Genomic DNA, 18,771 nt, shown 5'->3' on the forward strand with positions numbered 1-18,771 from the left:
GTCTTCAGTGATTTGACCACGACCGCAAGCTGGCTTCCGGCTAAAAGATTTCCGTGACAGAATGATGATGGTCCTGAACGATCCCGCGCTTTTTTCAGTGGGCCTTGGTCCCCATCAGACGGTGACGCAGGGCGTTCGACGCCATGTCGAAGAGGAACACGACGATCAGGATCAGCAGCACCATGTAGGCGACGTTTTCCCAGTTCGCGTTGGTGCGCATCGCTTCCCACAGCTTGAGACCGATGCCGCCAGCGCCAACCGCGCCGATGATCGTTGCGCCGCGTACGTTCGATTCCCACTGGTAGAGCGTCTGGCTGACGAAGACCGGGACGATCTGCGGGATGATGCCGTAGCGATGGGTGAGCACGGTGGAGGCACCGGTCGACTTGATGCCTTCGCGCGGCTTGTTGTCGACGTTTTCCAGACCCTCGGAATAGAGCTTGCCGAGCGTGCCCGTTTCCGTGAGGAAAATCGCGCCGGAGCCGGCCAAGGGACCGGGACCGAAGGCGCGGGTCAGAAAGAGCGCCCAGATCAACATGTCGACAGAGCGCAGGAAATCAAAGAACCGCTTCAGGACCTGGTTCAGGACCTTGTTCGGGGTGATATTGCGCGCAGCCAGAAAGGCCAGCGGGAAAGCAAGCGACGCGCCGAGCAGCGTTCCCAAAAAGGCCATCACGATGGTCTGGAACAGCTTGGTCCAGACGTCGCCGTGCTGCCAGGCGCTGTTGTGCCAGATATTATCGAAGGCAAGCGACAGGTTGGACTGGCCGGGCTTCAGGTCCGGACCCGAAACGATCAGGCTGATAACCTCGGTCGCCGGCTTGTCGAAGAACGGCGACTGCGTGTCGAAGACGAAATTCGCCCAACCGAGGAAGCGCTTGCGGACTTTCACGCGATCGACCGAGATGCTGACATCGCCGGCAAATCCGAGATCGGCAAGAACGTTGTCATCGTAGACCGTCATCCAGGCAGGGACCGGGCCGACGACCTTCGGGGCGCCGCTGGAGACGTCCACCGGCACGCTGATGCCATGAGCCGTGAGAACCGTTTCCTTGCTGGAGATCGTGACTGTGCGGCTTGTGCCCATGACGGAGGCTGTGACGCTGCCATCGGAATTGTTCACAACCCAGTCGGGATGCGGATCGTCGCCGAGCGGCGAGAAGCGCGGATACTTGACCGTGATGCCATCATCACCGATGCGGAACTCCGGCTGCACGTCATAGCTGACCCACTGGCTGAGATAGAGGCCGACGCGCTCCCAGTGAGCTTCGGCAAGCAGCTTCGGCAGGTCGAAGAACCAGGTCGCGTAAAGCGCATAGACGAGAGTCGCGATCACGATCATCAGGCCGCCGAAGCGCTGCTTGAAGGACCGCTTGAAATATTCCGGATAGCGCTGCTCGATCTCGTGCATCCGGTTGGCGTCGATCACCGTCATGGCGGACCTCAATGCTGCAAAAGGAAGGCGTGCTCGCCGACGAGGCGGCGGCGCAGCCATGCGGAGAACTGGTCGACCGCAACGATTGTGATGAAAAGCAGGAGAACGAGCGCCATCGTCTTGGCGCCGAATCCACGCGAGATGGAGAGCTTCAGCTCCTCGCCGATACCGCCGCCGCCGACGGCACCGATGATGGTGGAGGCGCGGACGTTGATCTCGAGGCGCAGCAGTGCGTAGGAGACGAAGTTCGGCATGACCTGCGGCATCGCGGCGAAGCGGACGCGCTCCGACCAGCTGGCACCGACGGCTTTCATGCCTTCATCCGGCTTCATGTCGATGTTTTCGACGACCTCATAGAAGAGTTTGCCGAGCGCCCCGATAGTGTGCAGGCTGACCGCGATGATCGCGGCAACCGGACCGATCGATAGGATGGCCGAAAACAGGCCGGCGATGACGATCTCGGGGAAGGCACGCAGGAATTCCGTCAGACGCTTGGCGACGATGCGAAGCGGATTGGATGGTGCCAGATTGCGGGCCACGAGAAAGCTCAGCGGCACGGCGAAGATGAAGCCGATGAGAGTCGAGACCAGCGCGACGTTGATCGTGATGATCATCAAATGGAAATATTCGGGAATATAGAAATCGCCCCAGACATAGACGCGACCCTCGGCGAAATTGTACTCCTCGCCGGTCTTCTGGATCGGGCTTGCGACATCGAACAGGGCGCGCCAGACGTCATTCCAATCCTTGGGAATGAGCCAGCTCAGAAAATCGAAGAGATGCGGCAGGCGTTCGAAGAAATGGCCGGCATTGCTTTCGTCTGCGAACCGTACCGAGGCGACAAAGGCAGCCAGCAGGATCACCAGCCCGAGACCGGTATAGAGTCGACGGCGGGCCACCATCTTGCTCCAGGCGTCACCGATTTCACTTGCGCTTTGCTGGACGGCGGGCGCTTGGGCGTTGGGATCGGCAAAAGTCATGAAGGGTGTCCGCTTTCTTCGCAGGAAAAAGGGCGGCTTGTGACGGCCGCCCTCCAACTGTCAGGATTGATCAACCGCCGATGGCAGCCTTACGAGCGTCGATGATGGCGTTGTAGAAGTCAGCCTGAACCTTGGTGTAGCCCTGGTAGTCGCCGCCTTCGATGGCTGCGAAGCACTTGGCATCCTTTTCCGGGAGCTTCATGAAGAAGTCGGTGAGCTTGGCCTGCCAATCAGCGCCGAGTTCGTTGCGAACGACGAGCGGGCCGTTCGGGATCAGCGGCGAACGCCAGACTTCAACCAGCTTGTTCGGGTCTACGGTGCCCTTGTCGACGGCCTTGCGGAAGGTGCCGGAGGTGTAGCCGTCCTTGAAATCGCCGATGCCCGAGGAGTCATCAACAGCGATGTCGACCTTGCCGTCGTAAGCGGCGAGAAGGTTGTTCTCGTGGCCGCCGTTGAACTGCGTGGACGCGAAGTACTGGTCGTTCGGCATGCCAGTGTCCTTCGGGATCTGCGTCAGCGGGATCAGGTAGCCCGAGGTGGAGTCCGGATCGGCGTAGCCGAGCTTCTTGCCCTTTGCGTCCTTGATGTCCTTGATGCCGGATGACTTCAGGGCGAGACCGATCGAGTGGTAGCCCGTCGAGCCGTCCTTCTGAACCGTCGTCAGGATCGGCGTAACGGCCTTGTCGTCCTTGATGGCGATGGCGGCGTAGCCGGAAGCGCCGAGCTCCGCGAAGTCGAGCGTGCCGCCGAGCAGACCCTGGATAACGCCGTCATAGTCAGCAGCCGGGAAGAGCGAAACCTTCTCGAAGCCGAACTCGGTCTTCAGGTGGTCAGCCAGGCAAGCGTAGTTGCGCAGGCGGTCGGCTTCGTTTTCGCCGCCGAGGATGCCGACGCGGAATTCCTTGAGGTCTGCGGCATGCGAGACGCCGGCAAGCGCAAACAGCGCCGTCGCGGCAAAGAGTGCTTTCTTCAACATGGTACTCTCCTGATTGACCGGTGTCCCCGGCGATCTCTGGTTAGAAGAAGGTGCCCATAACGCGGGCTTACGATCGAGGCCGCCCCTCTCAGAGACCGGCCAGCGCCAGCGGTTGCAAGCCGGCGGATTGATTGGCGGCAACGGCCGCGGGAATGTTGATCGAGGTCGAGGTCATCGTCTCGTCGATGCTGGCGCCATCCTTGTCGGTGCCGTAGATCTGCTTGACGGCATCGGCGGTCAATTCGGAAGGCCTGCCATCGAACACGACGCGGCCAGCGGCCATCCCGACGATGCGTTCGCAATAGTTGCGGGCCGTATCGAGCGTATGAAGGTTGGTGATGACGGTGATGCCTTCGCGCTCGTTGATATCGCGCAGCGCGTCCATGACGATCTTCGCATTGAGCGGGTCGAGCGAGGCGATCGGCTCGTCGGCGAGCACCATCTTCGGGTTCTGCATCAGGGCGCGGGCAATCGCCACGCGCTGCTGCTGGCCGCCCGACAGAGTGCCGGCCATCTGCAAAGCCGTCTGCTCGATGCCGAGACGCTCAAGGGCAGCGATGGCGTGGATGCGCTCTTCGCGGCTAAAAAGACCGAGCAGGCTCATCGTGGTCGAACGATGGTTGAGACGACCGAGCATGACGTTGGTCAGAACGTCGAGACGCGGAACGAGATTGAACTGCTGGAAGATCATCGCGCAATCGCGCTGCCAGTTGCGCAGCGCCTGGCCACGGAGACTGGAAACCTCGACGCCGGCGAAATGGATCGAGCCCGACGTCGGCTCCTGCAGGCGGTTGATCATGCGCAGAAGCGTGGACTTACCGGCGCCGGAACGGCCGATAATGCCGACCATCTGGCCCTGAGGAATGTCGAGCGTCACGGAATCAACAGCTGTCTTCTTTCCGAAACGGCGGGTGACATTCTTCAGTTCGAACATCATGCTCTTCCTCATAGTCCAGATGCGATATGAGGGAGTGCATTAGTCCCGGTTCATGAAGCTCCAATGTCAGTTTTATGTAAGGACTGTCATAATCGAGTTTTGGGGGATAACGAAGCCCGGCCGGTTTGCCTGAAGATAAGAGCCTGCCAGTCGGCGTCTCGCCTCGCGATTTCAACCCCCGGCCTGTCGCCATTGACGGTTGACCGGACCGCCAGTCGATGGCAGGCAATCCGGGACCCGACGATAGTGGAGTAAAGCGATGGACCAGACACTCTTCAAAAGCCTGTGCAAAGACGGGAAGTTCAAAGAGGCCCTCGCTCTCGCCATCCGCGGACACGAGGACGAGAAGTTCACGCCCAGCCGCTTTTCCATGGACAAGAAGACCGGACTGCCGATCTTCTACCGCGGCAACAAGCGCGTCGAACCTGACGAGACCGGTGAATGGCAGCTGGCGAAGAACCCATGGGCGTGAGGGCCGAAGCCAAGAGTTGATTGCGGCAACGGCGACGGCGGCGCGTGCAGCCACCTTGCCTCAAGGCGTTTCGGACAGCTGCGAGCGATATACGTGCTGGCGGCGCCTATCGGAAACCTGCACTTCCGCGCGCGGGCCGACTTGGGTCAACTTTCATCGGATACCCTTGCCACGCCGTGACAGGCGGCCGCGCTCGGCGAGTTCATCCGCGCGCTCGTTGCCGGCAAGGCCCGAATGGCCCTTGCACCAGGCGATCGTCAGCAGGCGATTGCGCGAGAGTTGAGCGTCTATCGCCTTCCAAAAATCCGGATTTGCGATGGTGCGGCTTCGGACCTTCGCGTTGGCGCTTATCTTCTTCCAGCCGTTGTTCTTCCAGATGTGGCGCCAGTGATTGCAGCCTTTGACGGCGTAAACGGAGTCGGACCAGATGACGGCTGTTTCCCCCGCCGCATTGCTGTTGATCCACGCCACCGCTTCGAGCAGCGCGATCAGTTCCGTCGCATTGCTGGCGGTGTCCCTGACGCAGCCAAAACCGGAGGCGACTTCGGCATCGTCGCGAAAGACCACAAATGCCCAGCCGCCCTCCCCTGAATCGGGTTCGTAACAACCGTCGGCGAAGACGTGGAGATCGTGCCTGGAGCCAATATTTTCAGCAAAGAGAATGGTGTCGGTGTTGTCGGTCATTTGCGCCTTGTGAAATCCATCCGCGAGGACGGATCGCGGGAGGCTCGGTCTTATACCGAACCACCAGGAACGCCAGACCTATTCGGCAGCCGCCAGAAACACCGTGTTCTCTGACGAAGACGCAAGGGCGCGAACCTTGGCTTCCGTCTTGGCGATCAACCGGTAGAACTCGTCCTGCGCGTCGACATCGAGCTGGATGACGGCATTTACGTCGTCCGGCGTATCGCAGACGCAGGCGACCGCCGATATCGGACAGATACCACCCGGATAGCGCTTGCCGGTTCCCGTGTAGGCGCGGCGGCCCCAATGCTCGGAATAGACCGTTTCCTCACGATCAAGCTCCAGGATCGTGCCCTTGCAGGCGGTCACGATCGCAGCCTTGCCGTAGGCGAACCAATGATAGTTGAGCTTGCGCAGAATATACTTACCAGTGATATCTTCGCCGGCCAATTCCGCCGGATCTTCAATCATTCTGATCATGATGACTTCCTCAAGACCAGTCTAATATCCATGAAGTAGGTTTACGAGACAAGTCGGAAAAGGGTAGCTTTTGTAAAGACTTAGTCACAATGTGTTTCCGATTCTTACAGGAATTGGCATTCACGCAAGCTCATCCACGCCCAAGACGCGTGGTTATCCTTGCGGCAAACAGGGGTCGTCTCCTGTTCTTTCTTAGCAGAGACAGGCGCGACTATTGTGACAATGGGGTGAGCCGATGCTTCGTCGGCTGCAAGTTTTAGGCACCCAGGCGTGCCGCGAGCAACGGCGGTCGGCCGGCCGATTTTGGGCCGGTCAAGCTCCGGGCAGAATGAGCGCCCCAGTCTGGGGCGCCCGATCATGCTTCGTAGCGGGCGAGGAAATCTTCGGCGCTCAGCGCGCGGAAATCGGCCAGCGCGACCCGCAGGCGGTCGTGCTCCCAATCCCACCAGGCGAGCTTGTCCATCCGTTCGCCGACCTCCTTCGGGAAGCGTTCGCGGATCAGCCTGGCGGGGACGCCGCCGACGATGGTGTAAGGGGCAACATCCTTGGAGACGACGGCACCGGCGCCGATGACCGCGCCATTGCCGACCGTAACACCGGGCAGGATGGTCACACCGTGGCCGATCCAGGCGTCATGCCCGATGACGACGCGGTTGGAGCGACGCCATTCGAAGAAATCGGTCTCCATATCGGCATCCGGCCAATAGTCGGCGGCGCGATAGGTGAAGTGGTGCAGCGTTGCGCGCCAGGTCGGGTGGTTGGTGGCGTTGATGCGCACCGAGGCGGCGATGTTGACGAACTTGCCGATCGTCGCGCACCAGATGGCGCCGTCCTGCATGACATAGGAATAGTCGCCGAACTCGACTTCCTCGATGCGGCAACGCTCCGAGACCTCCGTGAAGCGGCCGAAGGTGGCGTTCTTTACGGATGCCGTTTCATGGAAATAGGGCTCGAGGCCAATCCTGCGGCTCATGCGGCGATTGCCTTTCGCGGCGAGAACTTCTGAACGTCGATAATGCGGTCGGCGACGGCCTCGCGCACTTCCTCATCGTGGAAGATGCCGAGAAGGGCGACGCCCGCCTTCTTCTTTTCCTCGATCATGCCGACGACGACGGCGCGGTTCCTGGCGTCGAGCGAGGCCGTCGGCTCGTCGAGGAGCAGGACGGTATGCTCGGTGATGAAGCCGCGGGCGATGTTGACGCGCTGCTGCTCGCCGCCGGAGAAAGTGGCGGGCGGGAGCTGCCAGAGCGCTTCCGGCAGGTTCAGCTTCGAGAGAAGGTTTGCCGCCTTCTCCCGCGCCGTTTCCGCCTTCTCGCCGCGGGCGACCAGCGGCTCGGCAACAACGTCAATCGCCGCGACACGCGGCACGGTGCGCAGGAACTGGCTGACATAGCCGAGTGTGTGGCGACGAACGTCGATGATCGTGCGCGGGTCAGCGGTCGCCAGATCGACGATCTTGTCATGATGCTTGATGAGGATCTGGCCGCTATCGACGGCATAGTTGCCATAGGTCATCTTCAGGAGCGAGCTCTTGCCGATGCCCGAAGGGCCGCCGAGGACCACGCATTCCCCGGATGCCACGGAAAAGGATACGTCCGAAACGACCGGCAGCTTGATGCCGTCGCGCAGGTGCATGGTGAAGCCCTTGACGACTTCAGAAACAACGAGTGGCGTTGCCATGATTTCTTTCCTTAGTTTCGCTTGCCACGGACACCTGGAGCCGGAGTCCGAACAGCATTCGCGATCAGACCTGCAGGATGGAGGAAACGAGGAGCTGCGTGTATGGCTCGCGCGGATCGTCGAGGACGCGATCGGTCAGCCCATGCTCGATGACATGGCCATCCTTCATCACCATCATGCGGTGCGACAGCAGGCGCGCGACGGCGAGGTCGTGGGTGACGATGATCGCGGCAAGGCCTAGATCGTTGACGAGACCACGCACGAGATCGAGCAAGCGTGCCTGCACCGACACGTCGAGGCCGCCGGTCGGCTCGTCCATGAACACCAGACGCGGGCCGGTCACCAGATTGCGGGCGATCTGCAGACGCTGGCGCATGCCGCCGGAGAAGGCGCGCGGCTGGTCATCGATACGGCCTTCGTCGATCTCGACGCGCTGCAGCCAGTCGATAGCTGTGGAGCGGATGTTGCCGTAGTGGCGGTCGCCGATCGCCATCAGGCGTTCGCCGACATTGGCACCCGCAGACACCGTCATGCGCAGACCGTCAGCCGGATTCTGATGCACGAAACCCCAGTCCGTGCGCATCAGGAAGCGGCGCTCGGCCTCGTTCATGCGGTAGAGGTCGCGATAGGCGCCGTCGCGCATGTGGTATTCGACGCTGCCGGCGGTCGGCATCAACCGCGTCGAGATGCAATTGAGCAGCGTCGTCTTGCCTGAGCCGGATTCACCGACGATGGCGAGCACTTCGCCGGGCCAGAGCTCGAAGGAGACCTTCCGGCAGCCGATACGGTTGCCGTAGAACTTCGAGACGTCGTTGACTTTGAGAAGCGGGGTGTCGCTCATACGGCGGCCTCCTGATTGGGTGCCAACATCTCGCCGGCATGCCCATGGGCGCGGCGATCTTCGCAATGGTCAGTGTCGGAGCAGACGAACATGCGCCCGCCCTTGTCATCGAGGATGACCTCGTCGAGATAGACCTCTTCCGCGCCGCAGAGCGCACAGGGCTTGCCGAAGCGCTGGATCTCGAAGGGATAGTCGTCGAAATCGAGGCTGACGACTTCGGTATAGGGCGGAACGGCATAGATGCGCTTCTCGCGCCCTGCCCCGAAGAGCTGCAGCGCGTCCGACATGTGCATTTTCGGATTGTCGAACTTCGGCGTCGGCGACGGGTCCATGACGTAGCGGCCGGCGACCTTGACCGGATAGGCATAGGTCTTGGAGATGCGGCCGTTATGCGCGATGTCCTCATAGAGCTTCACATGCATGAGACCGTATTCCTCAAGCGCGTGCATCTTGCGGGTTTCGGTCTCGCGCGGCTCGAGGAAGCGCAGCGGTTCCGGGATCGGAACCTGGTAGACCAGCACCTGGTTGGCGGCGAGCTTTTCTTCCGGGATACGGTGGCGGGTCTGGATGATCGTTGCATCCTTGGTATGCGTCGTCACTGCCACGCTTGCGACCTTCTGGAAGAAGGCGCGGATCGAGACGGCGTTGGTCGTATCGTCGGCGCCCTGGTCGATGACCTTCAGCACGTCATCCGGCCCGACGATCGAGGCCGTGACCTGCACGCCGCCGGTGCCCCAGCCGTACGGCATTGGCATTTCGCGGGAGGCGAAGGGCACCTGGTAGCCGGGGATGGCGATCGCCTTCAAGATCGCGCGGCGGATCATGCGCTTCGTCTGTTCGTCGAGGTAGGCGAAATTGTAGCTGGCTAGATCGGTCATTCCGCAGCCTCCTTGATCGTGTCATCGCCGCCGATGCGGTTGGCTTCGAATTCGTTGCGCATGCGGCGAACTAAATCTAGTTCCGCCTGGAAGTCGACGTAGTGGGGCAACTTCAGGTGTTCGACGAAGCCGGTCGACTGCACATTGTCGGCATGCGAGATGACGAATTCCTCGTCCTGTGCCGGAGCCGTGATGTCCTCGCCGAGTTCTTCGGCGCGCAGCGCACGATCGACGAGCGACATGGACATCGCCTTGCGCTCGCTCTGGCCGAAGACCAGGCCATAGCCGCGGGTAAACTGCGGTGGCGCCTTGGACGAACCCTTGAACTGGTTAACCATCTGGCACTCCGTCACCTGGATGGTGCCGAGCGAGACGGCGAAGCCGAGTTCGGGAACATCGAATTCGACCTCGACCTCACCGATGCGGATTTCGCCGGTAAAGGGATGGTTTCGGCCGTAACCGCGCTGTGTGGAATAGCCGAGCGCCAGCAGGAAACCTTCGTCGCCACGGGCGAGCGCCTGGAGGCGCAGGTCGCGGGTCATCGGGAATTCCATCGGCTCGCGGGTCAGGTCGCCGATCTCGTGATCCTCCGGCATTTCGCCATCGCCCTCGATCAGGCCTTCCTGCGCCAGGATTTCCGAAACGCGCATGACGCGGCCGGTTTCTGCATCGCGAAGCGTCGGTTCTTCGACGGCTTCGTCGGTCAGCAGCGACGGATCGAGGAGGCGATGCGTATAGTCGAAGGTCGGGCCGAGTAGCTGGCCGCCGGGCAGATCCTTGTAGGTGGCGGAGACGCGGCGCTCGATCTTCATGCGGGCGGTATCAACAGGCTTGCCATAGCCGAAGCGCGGCAGCGTCGTGCGATAGGCGCGAAGCAGGAAGATCGCTTCGATCATGTCGCCGCGCGACTGGCGGACGGCAAGCGCTGCAAGCGTACGATCGTAGAGCGAGGCTTCAGCCATGACGCGGTCGACGGCCAGCGCCAGCTGCGCCACGATCTGGTCGATACCGATAGCCGGCAACGAACGGTCACCGCGACGGCGATCCGCCAACAGGCGATGGGCGTTGGCAATGGCGGCTTCGCCCCCTTTGACAGCAACATACATGGGTCACATCTCCGTCGCGGTGATCTTGGTGGTGCGCGGCAGGCAGACGAACCGGCTGCCCGAGGTCAGCACGATGTCGATGCCGCGCGGGAAGAGGGCGCGGTTCTCCGTCCAGAGGCGGAGGAAGGTATCTGGCAGGCCAAGCGGCGCGATGTCGGTGACCGTCTTGATGCCGGGGCCCATGAGCGCCAGCTTGCGGCCGCCTTCGATATCCGCCAGTTCGATGACAACAGTCGTCGAACGGTCCGGATACTCCTGCGTGCCTGCGGCGAAGAGACCAAACGACGACAGAGGTGTTCCGGCTTCGACAAAGGCGAAGCGCGCTTCGGCCTTCTCCGGCGTCACCGGCGCACCGGTATGGAAGCCGAGCCATTGCGGCACAGCGGATTTTGCCAGCCCTGATGACAGCCAGACGGGCGTGTCATGGTCGCAGAGCGTGAGGGCGATCGCGCCTGATGCAACGCCGAGCGGGGCCGGCGGCAGAGCATCGGGGGCGACCGTCTGGATCGTGCCCGGACGCGACATCGCATCCATCATCAGCTTGAACACGCTCTGGGCGTGGAAGACCGGCTCGGCGAAGCCTCCGGCCAACACGTCATTCTTAGGAACTTCCGTCTTGAGGCTCATCAGTCGTCTCCGCGAACCATGGTGAAGAAATCGACGCGGGTTGCTGCCGTCTCGTCGGCCTTGCGGCGATCGGCATCGGCGACGCGGGAAGCGATCGGCTGAAGAAGCGCCTGCTCGACAAGCGGCTGCGTTACCGGCTCCTGCCAGAGGGCGTCGAAGACGGCTGAAAGTCGGGCCTTCTCGCGATCGGTGCCGAGCGCCTGGGCGTGACCGACGGTGCCTGATGCGAGGCGCACGGTGGCGCGGGTGACCGTTACCTCGCCGAGGTTGAATGGCGCACCGCCGCCACCCATCCGGCCGCGAATCATGACGAGGCCCGTTTCCGGTCCACGCACCGGCTGGACCGCAGGCTTTTCCGCCAGCTTGTCCCATGCCGCCAGCAATTCCTGCCGTTCCGCGCGAGCAAGCAGGTCGACGACGCGCTTGCGCCCACCTGCCGCCGTCTCATTCTTTTCCGCTAAGGTCATCGCCACATCCTTTAAATGTCTATTGATATAGACAACTATACAAGATGTGTTTAGGCTTAAAACGCGGACGTGACAAGCGTGTGACATCGAGGAGCGAAATGGCTGGGCAGGTACAAAGACAGACGGGCGTGGCGCTCTGGCGGCAGATCGCCGATCGTATCCGCCAGGCGATCAGCGCCGGTGCCTATGACGAGACCGGCATGGTGCCGGCCGAGACGCTTCTGGCGCAGCAGTTCGGCGTCAACAGGCATACGGTCAGAAGCGCGATCGCAGCCCTTGCCCAGGAAGGGATCGTGCGCGCCGTGCAGGGACGCGGCACGCTGATTGAGCGCAAGGAGCGTCTGAACTTTCCGATCACCAGGCGGACGCGGTTCACGGCCGGGATCGGCGAGCAGGCGCGCGCGATGCGCGGGCTGCTGCTCAGTCACAGAGAGGAAAGAGCGGACGAAGAGGTGGCGCGCTGGCTGAAGCTGCGGGCGGGGGCGCCCGTGATCCGCATGGAGACGGTGCGCAAGGCCGACGACCGGCCGGTCTCGTGCGCAACGGCTTGGTTTCCGGCGGAACGCTTTACGGGCTTGCCCGCAGTCTACGAGAAGACGGAATCGATCACCCGCGCCTTTGCCGACCTCGGCCTCTCCGACTATGTCCGCGCGACGACGGAGATCACCGCCGCCCATGCCGATGCCGCCGACCTTGCCGCGCTCGAACTGACACCGGGAGCGATCGTGCTCATCACCAAGGCTGTCAACACCGATCTCGAGGGCGTTCCGGTGCAATACGCGATCACGCGGTTTTCAGCGGATCGCGTGCAGTTCACGATCGAGAACTAAGCGAAGGCGAGTCGTGTCGGGGACCCAGGGATTTCTGCCATAGCCCGCGAGCGAAAAGGCTATTTTCCCTCCCAAGGGAACTTTCCCGCACCCGCCCCGGGTTCGAAATCGGTGGAGACGCTGAGGTCGCGCCATTGCCGATGGGCCTCCGCCCTGACGGCATCGTTCTGTTCGACGCCGCGCACCGCATCGCTGCCGAGCAGTAAGCGCAGCGGCGGTTCGGCGAGGCTGGCGATGTAGACCACAGCAGCAGCCGCCTTCGCCGGGTCGCCCGGCTGCTTGCCGTTATAGTCGCGCTGGTAGCGAGCCATCTTGCCGACCGTGTCTTCGTATTCCGGGCGACCCTCGCGAAGTTGCGTGGACGCACCGGCGAAATCGGTCCGGAAGCCGCCCGGCTCGATGATCGTTACCTTGACGCCGAGCGGGCCAACCTCTCTGCTGAGAACTTCCGAGAAACCCTCGACGCCCCACTTGGCCGCGGCATAGGGCGCGCGACCGGCGGGGCCGATGCGGCCGCCGACGGAAGAAAACTGGATGATGTGGCCGAAGCCGTGCTCACGCATCAGCGGCAGGGCCGCCTTGGTGACGATGATCGTTCCGAACAGGTTGGTTTCGATCTGGGCGCGGAAATCGGCAAGGCTGGTGTCCTCGATCGATCCGACGTCGCCGTAGCCCGCATTGTTGACGAGCACGTCGAGGCGGCCGAACGTTTCTACCGCCGCCTTCACGGCGGAAGCAGCCGATTGTTCGTCGGTGACATCCAAAGATATCGTCAGGACGTTGTCCCCATAGCGCTCTTTAATGTCTTCAAGCTGCGAAGGATCGCGCGCTGTCGCGACCAGCTTGTGCCCTGCCGCCAGCACCGCCTCCGCAAGCGCCCTGCCGAGGCCGCGGGAACTGCCTGTAATCAACCAAACCTGTGACATCAGAAACCTCCTTGATCCGTCACGAGGGATATAGGCGAGGCAGTTTCATCTTGAAAGAAGGTACCCTGAGGATCTATACATACCTTATGGTAACTGTCCTGAACGATCATACATTCGACTTCTGTGAAACGCTGACGGACGAGCAGGACGCGCTTGCGCGCGCGATGCTGGAGCGCGCCAGTGCCAAATGGCCGCTGCGCGTCATGCACATATTGGCTGAGGCAAAAGGCCCCTTGCGCTTTTCGCGCGTTCTGGAACGGGTGGAAGGGATCAGCCAGAAGGTGCTGACGCAGACGCTGCGGACGCTTGAGAGCGACGGCCTAGTGACGCGGACGCTCTACCCGCAGGTGCCGCCACGCGTGGAATACGAATTGACGCCGCTTGGCGGTGAGCTTCTGGCGGAGGTGGTGACGCTCTGGCAGTGGATCGCCAATCGTCTACCGGATTTCGAGGCTGCCCGGAAGAAGGCGCCTCAGGCGGAAAGCACGTCAGAAGGCTAAAAAGCCGGTGCCAACAAGTTGGAAAAGCGCCGCGCAGCAACAACAGATGCGCGGCGCCTTGATGTCAATGCGCGCCGGACATATCGCCGAGCACTTCCTTGGAAGCGACGGTCGAGTCGGCGTTGAGCTTGTAGACCATGGGAACGCCCGTCGCGAGGTTGAGCGCGAGGATCTGTTCCTTGGTCAGGCGGTCGAGCACCATGACAAGCGAACGCAGCGAGTTGCCATGGGCAGCGACCAGCACCTTTTCGCCGCGCAGGACCCTGGGCAGGATTTCCGTCAGGTAGTAAGGCCAGACGCGGGCACCGGTGTCGCGCAGGCTTTCGCCGCCCGGAGGCGGTACGTCGTAGGAGCGACGCCAGATGTGGACCTGCTCCTCACCCCACTTGGCGCGGGCGTCATCCTTGTTGAGGCCGGAAAGATCACCGTAATCGCGCTCGTTCAGCGCCTGATCCTTGAAGGTCTTGAGGTCCGGCTGACCGACGTTGTCGAGAATGATCTTCAGGGTGTCCTGGGCGCGCTTCAGGTCCGAGGTGAAGGCGACGTCGAACTTGATGCCGTAATCGGCGAGCGCCTTGCCGCCGGTGTTGGCTTCCTGAATGCCGAGCTCGGTCAGTTCAGGGTCCTTCCAGCCGGTGAAAAGGTTCTTGAGGTTCCAGTCGCTCTGGCCGTGGCGAACGAGGACGAGAGTGCCGCTCATGAAAAATGCCTCCGAAATAGATTACTTTGAAGAAAGCCCGAGCACGTCGAGCATGGAATAGAGACCGGGCTTCTTGTCGCGCGCCCAGAGCGCTGCCTTGACGGCACCGCGGCCGAAGATCGAACGATCGGTGGCGCTGTGCGACATCGTTACCGTTTCGCCTTCTCCGGCAAAGATCACCGAATGCTCGCCGACAATCGAGCCGCCGCGCAGCGTGGCAAACCCGATTGTGCCCTGCTCGCGCGGACCGGTGTGGCCGTCGCGCACCCGCACCGAATGCGAGGCGAGATCGACGCCCCTACCCTTGGCAGCCGCATCACCCAAGAGCAGCGCCGTGCCCGAAGGGGCATCGACCTTGCGCTTGTGGTGCATTTCAAGCACTTCGATATCCCAGTCTGCGGGATCCAGCGCACGAGCGGCCTGCTCGACAAGAACGCTGAGCAGGTTCACGCCGAGCCCCATATTGCCTGATTTGACGACACGGGCGTGACGCGCCGCAGCCGCGATCTTCGCATCGTCATCAGCAGAGCAGCCGGTCGTGCCGATGACATGGACAATGCGCGCCTGCGCAGCCAGCGCCGCGAACTCCACGGTGCCGGCGGGCGACGTGAAATCGAGGACGCCTTCGGCATGCAGAAAGGCCGCCAGCGGATCATCGCCGATGATAACGCCATTCGCGCCGAGACCGGCAATTTCGCCAGCATCCTTGCCGACGAAGGGAGAGCCCGGACGTTCGACCGCGGCATGCAGCGTCACGCCATCGATGGCGTGGATGAGACGGATAAGCGTCTGCCCCATGCGCCCTGCCGCGCCAACTACAACCAGTTTCATCGCAGCATCGGTCATGTCAGTCGATCATCCTATCAGCGGGCATCCGAGGCGGCTGGCCTCTGAAGATTGTTGAGGCGAGCGTAAAGACCGTCGCTACGCTGCGCAAGGCTATCGTGATTGCCTTCTTCGATGACGCGGCCCTGTTGCATGACGACGATCTTGTCGGCGCGGACAACGGTGGACAGGCGGTGGGCAATGACAACCACCGTGCGTCCGACCATGGCGCCATCGAGTGCCTTCTGCACCGCGGCTTCCGACTCCGTGTCCAGTGCCGATGTCGCCTCATCCAGGAGCAGGATCGGCGCGTTACGGACAAGGGCGCGGGCGATCGAAAGCCGTTGGCGCTGGCCGCCGGAAAGCGTCACGCCGTTCTCGCCGACAGGCGTGTCGTAGCCTTGCGGCTGCGCCAGGATGAACTCGTGCGCATAGGCAAGGCGCGCGGCGCGCTCAACATCCTCATCCGTCGCCTCCGGGCGGCCGTAGCGGATGTTGTCGCGGATCGAACCTTCAAAGAGATAGGGCTGCTGGGAGACATAGGCCAACTGCTCGCGCAGCGACCGCTTCGTCACATGCGCAATGTCCTGACCATCGATCAGGATCTGGCCTGCCTTCGGATCGTAGAAGCGCGGAATGAGCGTGATGATCGTCGATTTGCCGGCGCCCGACGGCCCGACGAGCGCCGTCGTCTTTCCGCCATCGGCAACAAGGCTGACATCGCGAAGAACTTCATCGTCGCCATAGGCGAAGGAGACGTTGCGGAACTCTATCTTGGCTTCCGTCACGACGAGCGGCTTTGCGCCGGGCACATCGCGCTGATGCGGCACCGTATCGAGGAATTCATAGATCATGCGGGCGTTGACGACGGCACGCTCCATCTGCACCTGAAGACGTGCGAGGCGGCGCGCCGGATCATAGGCGAGCAGCAATGCCGTTACGAAGGAGAAGAAGGCGCCCGGCGGAATGTTGTTATAGATCGTCCCGTAAGCGGCATAGGCAAGGACGCTCGCCACAGCCAGGCCGGCGAAGCTTTCGGTAAGTGGCGCCGTGCGTTCGGACAGGCGGGCGATGCGGTTGGCGCGCCATTCCGCGCTTTGGACAAGCTTGTCGACCTTCTGCTCGAGCTGGCGCTCCATGGTGAAGGCCTTGACGATGGCGATACCCTGGATGGTTTCCTGCATCGCACCGGCGACGTGGCTGTTGACGTTGATCGCCTCCTTGGTTGCCACGCGAAGCCGCTTCGACACGTATCGCAGTGCATAAAGAAGAGGCGGCGCCAGAACAAACACCGCCAGGCTGAGCAGCGGATCCTGAATGATCATAACGGCGAGCAGGGAGACGAACGTCAGGAGATCGCGCACCGTCGACGTGATCGTCAGGTTCATCACATCACGGATGCCGCCGATGTTCTGATTGAGCTGTGCAACGACGTGAGCCGACCGTGTCTGGTTGAAGTATCCGAGCGACAGCTTCATCAGGTGCGCATAGGCACGCTGCTGGTACCGCGCCACGATGTTGTTGCCGATCTTCGACAGCACCACCGCCTGACCGTAGCTTGCAAAGCCGCGCAACACGAAGGCTACGAAGATGGTGAAACAGATCACCCAGACGATGTCGGCACGTCGGTGTTCGAACGCCTCGTTGATGACAGACTTCATGATCCAGGCGGTGTACGCCGTCGACAAGGCAACGATGACGAGGCAGCTGATCGCGAAAACATAGCCCCAGAGATGATCCCGGCCGTTCTCTGCGATGATGCGCTTCAAGATGCCGGTGATGCTGTCGCTGTTTACGGGCGTCTGCTTGGTGTCCGGTGCTTGCAAAAATCAGTCTTCCTGTGTGTCAGGACACGCATGTCCTCATGACTGCGTGCGCTCGCGCGGGTCTATAAAGAGTTGGCAGCCTTTTGACCAGAGTGTTACGCCCGCCAGCGGCGGCCGTCGGTCGAGACGCCGAAGCTCTCGGGGTTGCGGGCATAGGACGAGAGCCCTGCGACAGCCGCAAGCGGGTGGGTGACGACATAGGTCGGGATCGTCGAAAGCAGCTCGGAATGCGGCGCCTTGTCCTCGAACGCGGCACGGAATTCTGGCTTCTTCAGCGCCGGCAGGATCTTCTGCGAGATACCGCCGGAAAGGAAGACGCCGCCGCGGGCCATGAAGATCATCGCCATGTCGCCGGCGACACGGCCGAGATAGGTCGAGAACAGGCTGATCGTCTCGACGGCAACCGGGTCGGAGCCGGCGAGCGCGTGCGAGGTGATATCAGCAGGGTCGGCGTAAACGGGCTCGATGCCATCCGCCGTGCAGATCGCCAGGTAGAGATTGACGATACCACGGCCGCAAAGGATCTGCTCTGCCGAGACACGGCCCTCAATCGTTTCCACATGCGGGAAGATCTGCAGGTCTCGCGTGGTGCGTGGCCCGAGATCGACGTGACCACCCTCGCCCGGCACCGGAATCCATGAGCCGCGTGCATGGACGAGGCCGCCGACGCCGAGGCCGGTACCGGGGCCGAGGACGACACGGGATGCGACCATTTTGCCCGACGCATCGCCAAGGCGCTCGCGGTTCTCGTCCGAGAGGTTGGCAATTGCCAGGGCCTGCGCCTCAAAGTCGTTGACAACGAGCACGTCCTCGATGCCGAGGCCAGCGATCATCGTGCGCGGGCGGACAACCCAGTCGCAGTTCGTCAGCGGGATCTCGTCCGCGCTGATCGGTCCGGCGACGGCGAGAATCGCCGAGCGCGGCCGCAGGCTGCTCTTTTCGAGAATGCAGCTTCGGATCGCATCGTCGATCGTCTCGAAATCGGCGGTGCGGACATTCGGAAAATGGATCTGCTCTGCCGTGGCGTCGGGGATGATCGCAAAACGGGCATTGGTGCCGCCGATATCGCCGATCAGGATCGGGAAGGGCATGGCGGTGTCGCTGGTATCGAGCTGGGGCATGGCAGGTTCCGTGCGTGCGCGCTATTCAAGCGCCGGTTACGCGTGAAGGGTGGCAATAAGCTTGTCGGCGGTCGCTTCGTTCAGCGCCATCGGGATATCGTAGACGATTGCAAGCCGCATCAAAGCCTTGACATCGACATCATGCGGCATCGGCGTCAGAGGATCGACAAAAAAGATCAACACGTCGACTTCGCCTGTGGCAATCAGGGCACCGATCTGCTGGTCGCCGCCGAGCGGGCCGCTCTTCAAGCGTGTCACGTCGAGGTCTGGAGCAGCCTCCAACACGCGGCCGCCGGTCGTGCCGGTGGCGACAATCTTCCAGTTCGCGAATGTCTCGCGGTGGCGGCGTGCGAACTCCGCCATGTCGTCCTTCTTCTGGTCATGCGCAATCAATGCAAGGCACTTGCCGCCGGCCATGAAAAGGACCTCCGCCTGAAAATTCAATCGATTTGGCTGCTTCTATACGAAGCGTCCGTCTTT

At 62.0% G+C, this 18,771-nt stretch carries 22 protein-coding genes; 3 read left to right on the forward strand and 19 right to left on the reverse strand.

Translation table 11 applies throughout. The features are described 5' to 3' along the window. Positions 1-94: 94 nt before the first annotated feature. From phnE (IB244_RS09120) to phnC, 4 genes are all read right to left on the reverse strand, one after another. Entirely contained in the window at positions 95-1,435 is a 1,341-nt protein-coding gene (phnE, locus tag IB244_RS09120; RefSeq protein ID WP_192303979.1) for a phosphonate ABC transporter, permease protein PhnE, read from the reverse strand. An 8-nt stretch (positions 1,436-1,443) separates the two neighbouring features. Further along, positions 1,444-2,415 carry a phosphonate ABC transporter, permease protein PhnE gene (gene phnE / locus IB244_RS09125; protein WP_113470507.1) on the reverse strand — a complete coding sequence of 324 codons (972 nt, stop codon included), beginning with the start codon at positions 2,413-2,415 and terminating at the stop codon, positions 1,444-1,446. A gap of 70 nt (positions 2,416-2,485) precedes the next feature. After that, positions 2,486-3,391: a phosphonate ABC transporter substrate-binding protein gene (gene phnD / locus IB244_RS09130; RefSeq protein ID WP_018855261.1), complete on the reverse strand. Its 906-nt coding sequence runs from the start codon at positions 3,389-3,391 to the stop codon at positions 2,486-2,488. A gap of 88 nt (positions 3,392-3,479) precedes the next feature. Beyond that, the gene (gene phnC / locus IB244_RS09135) at positions 3,480-4,325 is read right to left on the reverse strand and encodes a phosphonate ABC transporter ATP-binding protein (protein WP_018116733.1); all 846 of its coding nucleotides are present in this window, start codon (positions 4,323-4,325) and stop codon (positions 3,480-3,482) included. Between the two features lie 262 nt (positions 4,326-4,587). On the opposite strand from phnC, the gene IB244_RS09140 reads away from it, so the two are divergent. Continuing rightward, complete coding sequence (locus IB244_RS09140; protein ID WP_016552344.1) at positions 4,588-4,800, forward strand: hypothetical protein; 213 nt, start codon at positions 4,588-4,590, stop codon at positions 4,798-4,800. 153 nt (positions 4,801-4,953) lie between these two features. Here IB244_RS09140 and IB244_RS09145 read toward each other — a convergent pair whose 3' ends face one another. The 9 genes from IB244_RS09145 to phnG all read right to left on the reverse strand — a co-directional run bounded on the left by IB244_RS09145 (position 4,954) and on the right by phnG (position 11,563). Then, entirely contained in the window at positions 4,954-5,484 is a 531-nt protein-coding gene (locus IB244_RS09145; RefSeq protein ID WP_192303981.1) for a ribonuclease H, read from the reverse strand. Positions 5,485-5,562: 78 nt separating this feature from the next. Next, the gene (locus tag IB244_RS09150; protein WP_018116731.1) at positions 5,563-5,964 is read right to left on the reverse strand and encodes a hypothetical protein; all 402 of its coding nucleotides are present in this window, start codon (positions 5,962-5,964) and stop codon (positions 5,563-5,565) included. A 355-nt stretch (positions 5,965-6,319) separates the two neighbouring features. Next, positions 6,320-6,937, reverse strand: coding sequence for a DapH/DapD/GlmU-related protein (locus IB244_RS09155; protein ID WP_192303983.1), 618 nt, complete (start codon positions 6,935-6,937; stop codon positions 6,320-6,322). Continuing rightward, entirely contained in the window at positions 6,934-7,644 is a 711-nt protein-coding gene (phnL, locus tag IB244_RS09160) for a phosphonate C-P lyase system protein PhnL (protein WP_192303985.1), read from the reverse strand. Before phnL ends, IB244_RS09155 begins: the two co-directional genes overlap by 4 nt. 64 nt (positions 7,645-7,708) lie before the next feature. Continuing rightward, positions 7,709-8,485 carry a phosphonate C-P lyase system protein PhnK gene (gene phnK / locus IB244_RS09165; protein WP_113160426.1) on the reverse strand — a complete coding sequence of 259 codons (777 nt, stop codon included), beginning with the start codon at positions 8,483-8,485 and terminating at the stop codon, positions 7,709-7,711. Beyond that, positions 8,482-9,363, reverse strand: a complete 882-nt coding sequence (locus IB244_RS09170; protein ID WP_192303987.1) for an alpha-D-ribose 1-methylphosphonate 5-phosphate C-P-lyase PhnJ — start codon at positions 9,361-9,363, stop codon at positions 8,482-8,484. Before IB244_RS09170 ends, phnK begins: the two co-directional genes overlap by 4 nt. Continuing rightward, complete coding sequence (locus IB244_RS09175) at positions 9,360-10,469, reverse strand: carbon-phosphorus lyase complex subunit PhnI (RefSeq protein WP_192303989.1); 1,110 nt, start codon at positions 10,467-10,469, stop codon at positions 9,360-9,362. The genes IB244_RS09170 and IB244_RS09175 overlap by 4 nt, the downstream gene beginning before the upstream one ends. Before the next feature lie 3 nt (positions 10,470-10,472). Beyond that, positions 10,473-11,096, reverse strand: coding sequence for a phosphonate C-P lyase system protein PhnH (phnH, locus tag IB244_RS09180; RefSeq protein WP_192303991.1), 624 nt, complete (start codon positions 11,094-11,096; stop codon positions 10,473-10,475). Then, positions 11,096-11,563 (reverse strand): phosphonate C-P lyase system protein PhnG, encoded by a 468-nt coding sequence (phnG, locus tag IB244_RS09185; protein ID WP_192303993.1) that lies wholly within the window; start codon positions 11,561-11,563, stop codon positions 11,096-11,098. Before phnG ends, phnH begins: the two co-directional genes overlap by 1 nt. A gap of 98 nt (positions 11,564-11,661) precedes the next feature. Here phnG and phnF point away from each other — a divergent pair, with 98 nt between their 5' ends. Then, positions 11,662-12,393 (forward strand): phosphonate metabolism transcriptional regulator PhnF, encoded by a 732-nt coding sequence (gene phnF / locus IB244_RS09190; RefSeq protein WP_169679414.1) that lies wholly within the window; start codon positions 11,662-11,664, stop codon positions 12,391-12,393. Positions 12,394-12,452: 59 nt separating this feature from the next. Here the strand turns inward: phnF and IB244_RS09195 are convergent, their stop codons facing one another. After that, positions 12,453-13,319 (reverse strand): oxidoreductase, encoded by an 867-nt coding sequence (locus IB244_RS09195; RefSeq protein ID WP_192303995.1) that lies wholly within the window; start codon positions 13,317-13,319, stop codon positions 12,453-12,455. An 86-nt stretch (positions 13,320-13,405) separates the two neighbouring features. Here IB244_RS09195 and IB244_RS09200 point away from each other — a divergent pair, with 86 nt between their 5' ends. Beyond that, complete coding sequence (locus IB244_RS09200; RefSeq protein WP_192303997.1) at positions 13,406-13,819, forward strand: winged helix-turn-helix transcriptional regulator; 414 nt, start codon at positions 13,406-13,408, stop codon at positions 13,817-13,819. A gap of 64 nt (positions 13,820-13,883) precedes the next feature. Here the strand turns inward: IB244_RS09200 and IB244_RS09205 are convergent, their stop codons facing one another. From IB244_RS09205 to IB244_RS09225, 5 genes are all read right to left on the reverse strand, one after another. Next, the gene (locus tag IB244_RS09205; protein ID WP_018116720.1) at positions 13,884-14,519 is read right to left on the reverse strand and encodes a 2,3-bisphosphoglycerate-dependent phosphoglycerate mutase; all 636 of its coding nucleotides are present in this window, start codon (positions 14,517-14,519) and stop codon (positions 13,884-13,886) included. A 21-nt stretch (positions 14,520-14,540) separates the two neighbouring features. Next, the gene (gene dapB, locus IB244_RS09210) at positions 14,541-15,365 is read right to left on the reverse strand and encodes a 4-hydroxy-tetrahydrodipicolinate reductase (RefSeq protein ID WP_192303999.1); all 825 of its coding nucleotides are present in this window, start codon (positions 15,363-15,365) and stop codon (positions 14,541-14,543) included. Positions 15,366-15,382: 17 nt separating this feature from the next. Continuing rightward, positions 15,383-17,170 carry an ABC transporter ATP-binding protein gene (locus IB244_RS09215; protein ID WP_018855275.1) on the reverse strand — a complete coding sequence of 596 codons (1,788 nt, stop codon included), beginning with the start codon at positions 17,168-17,170 and terminating at the stop codon, positions 15,383-15,385. Between the two features lie 95 nt (positions 17,171-17,265). Next, complete coding sequence (locus IB244_RS09220; RefSeq protein ID WP_192304001.1) at positions 17,266-18,291, reverse strand: glucokinase; 1,026 nt, start codon at positions 18,289-18,291, stop codon at positions 17,266-17,268. A gap of 36 nt (positions 18,292-18,327) precedes the next feature. After that, complete coding sequence (locus tag IB244_RS09225; RefSeq protein WP_018116716.1) at positions 18,328-18,708, reverse strand: methylglyoxal synthase; 381 nt, start codon at positions 18,706-18,708, stop codon at positions 18,328-18,330. Positions 18,709-18,771: the final 63 nt, after the last annotated feature.

The sequence above is a fragment of the Rhizobium sp. RHZ02 genome, from assembly GCF_014851575.1.
Taxonomy (GTDB): domain Bacteria; phylum Pseudomonadota; class Alphaproteobacteria; order Rhizobiales; family Rhizobiaceae; genus Rhizobium; species Rhizobium altiplani.

Excerpts from the sequence above, each read along its gene's own strand:
- IB244_RS09195 (WP_192303995.1), bottom strand. The coding sequence starts at position 13,319 with ATGTCACAGGTTTGGTTGATTACAGGCAGTTCCCGCGGCCTCGGCAGG.
- phnE (WP_192303979.1), bottom strand. The coding sequence starts at position 1,435 with ATGACGGTGATCGACGCCAACCGGATGCACGAGATCGAGCAGCGCTAT.
- IB244_RS09150 (WP_018116731.1), bottom strand. The coding sequence starts at position 5,964 with ATGATCAGAATGATTGAAGATCCGGCGGAATTGGCCGGCGAAGATATC.
- phnH (WP_192303991.1), bottom strand. The coding sequence starts at position 11,096 with ATGAGCCTCAAGACGGAAGTTCCTAAGAATGACGTGTTGGCCGGAGGC.
- phnG (WP_192303993.1), bottom strand. The coding sequence starts at position 11,563 with ATGACCTTAGCGGAAAAGAATGAGACGGCGGCAGGTGGGCGCAAGCGC.
- dapB (WP_192303999.1), bottom strand. The coding sequence starts at position 15,365 with ATGACCGATGCTGCGATGAAACTGGTTGTAGTTGGCGCGGCAGGGCGC.
- IB244_RS09155 (WP_192303983.1), bottom strand. The coding sequence starts at position 6,937 with ATGAGCCGCAGGATTGGCCTCGAGCCCTATTTCCATGAAACGGCATCC.
- phnE (WP_113470507.1), bottom strand. The coding sequence starts at position 2,415 with ATGACTTTTGCCGATCCCAACGCCCAAGCGCCCGCCGTCCAGCAAAGC.
- IB244_RS09205 (WP_018116720.1), bottom strand. The coding sequence starts at position 14,519 with ATGAGCGGCACTCTCGTCCTCGTTCGCCACGGCCAGAGCGACTGGAAC.
- IB244_RS09140 (WP_016552344.1), top strand. The coding sequence starts at position 4,588 with ATGGACCAGACACTCTTCAAAAGCCTGTGCAAAGACGGGAAGTTCAAA.
- IB244_RS09145 (WP_192303981.1), bottom strand. The coding sequence starts at position 5,484 with ATGACCGACAACACCGACACCATTCTCTTTGCTGAAAATATTGGCTCC.
- IB244_RS09225 (WP_018116716.1), bottom strand. The coding sequence starts at position 18,708 with ATGGCCGGCGGCAAGTGCCTTGCATTGATTGCGCATGACCAGAAGAAG.
- phnK (WP_113160426.1), bottom strand. The coding sequence starts at position 8,485 with ATGAGCGACACCCCGCTTCTCAAAGTCAACGACGTCTCGAAGTTCTAC.
- IB244_RS09175 (WP_192303989.1), bottom strand. The coding sequence starts at position 10,469 with ATGTATGTTGCTGTCAAAGGGGGCGAAGCCGCCATTGCCAACGCCCAT.
- phnL (WP_192303985.1), bottom strand. The coding sequence starts at position 7,644 with ATGGCAACGCCACTCGTTGTTTCTGAAGTCGTCAAGGGCTTCACCATG.
- IB244_RS09220 (WP_192304001.1), bottom strand. The coding sequence starts at position 18,291 with ATGCCCCAGCTCGATACCAGCGACACCGCCATGCCCTTCCCGATCCTG.
- phnD (WP_018855261.1), bottom strand. The coding sequence starts at position 3,391 with ATGTTGAAGAAAGCACTCTTTGCCGCGACGGCGCTGTTTGCGCTTGCC.
- IB244_RS09170 (WP_192303987.1), bottom strand. The coding sequence starts at position 9,363 with ATGACCGATCTAGCCAGCTACAATTTCGCCTACCTCGACGAACAGACG.
- phnF (WP_169679414.1), top strand. The coding sequence starts at position 11,662 with ATGGCTGGGCAGGTACAAAGACAGACGGGCGTGGCGCTCTGGCGGCAG.
- phnC (WP_018116733.1), bottom strand. The coding sequence starts at position 4,325 with ATGTTCGAACTGAAGAATGTCACCCGCCGTTTCGGAAAGAAGACAGCT.
- IB244_RS09200 (WP_192303997.1), top strand. The coding sequence starts at position 13,406 with ATGGTAACTGTCCTGAACGATCATACATTCGACTTCTGTGAAACGCTG.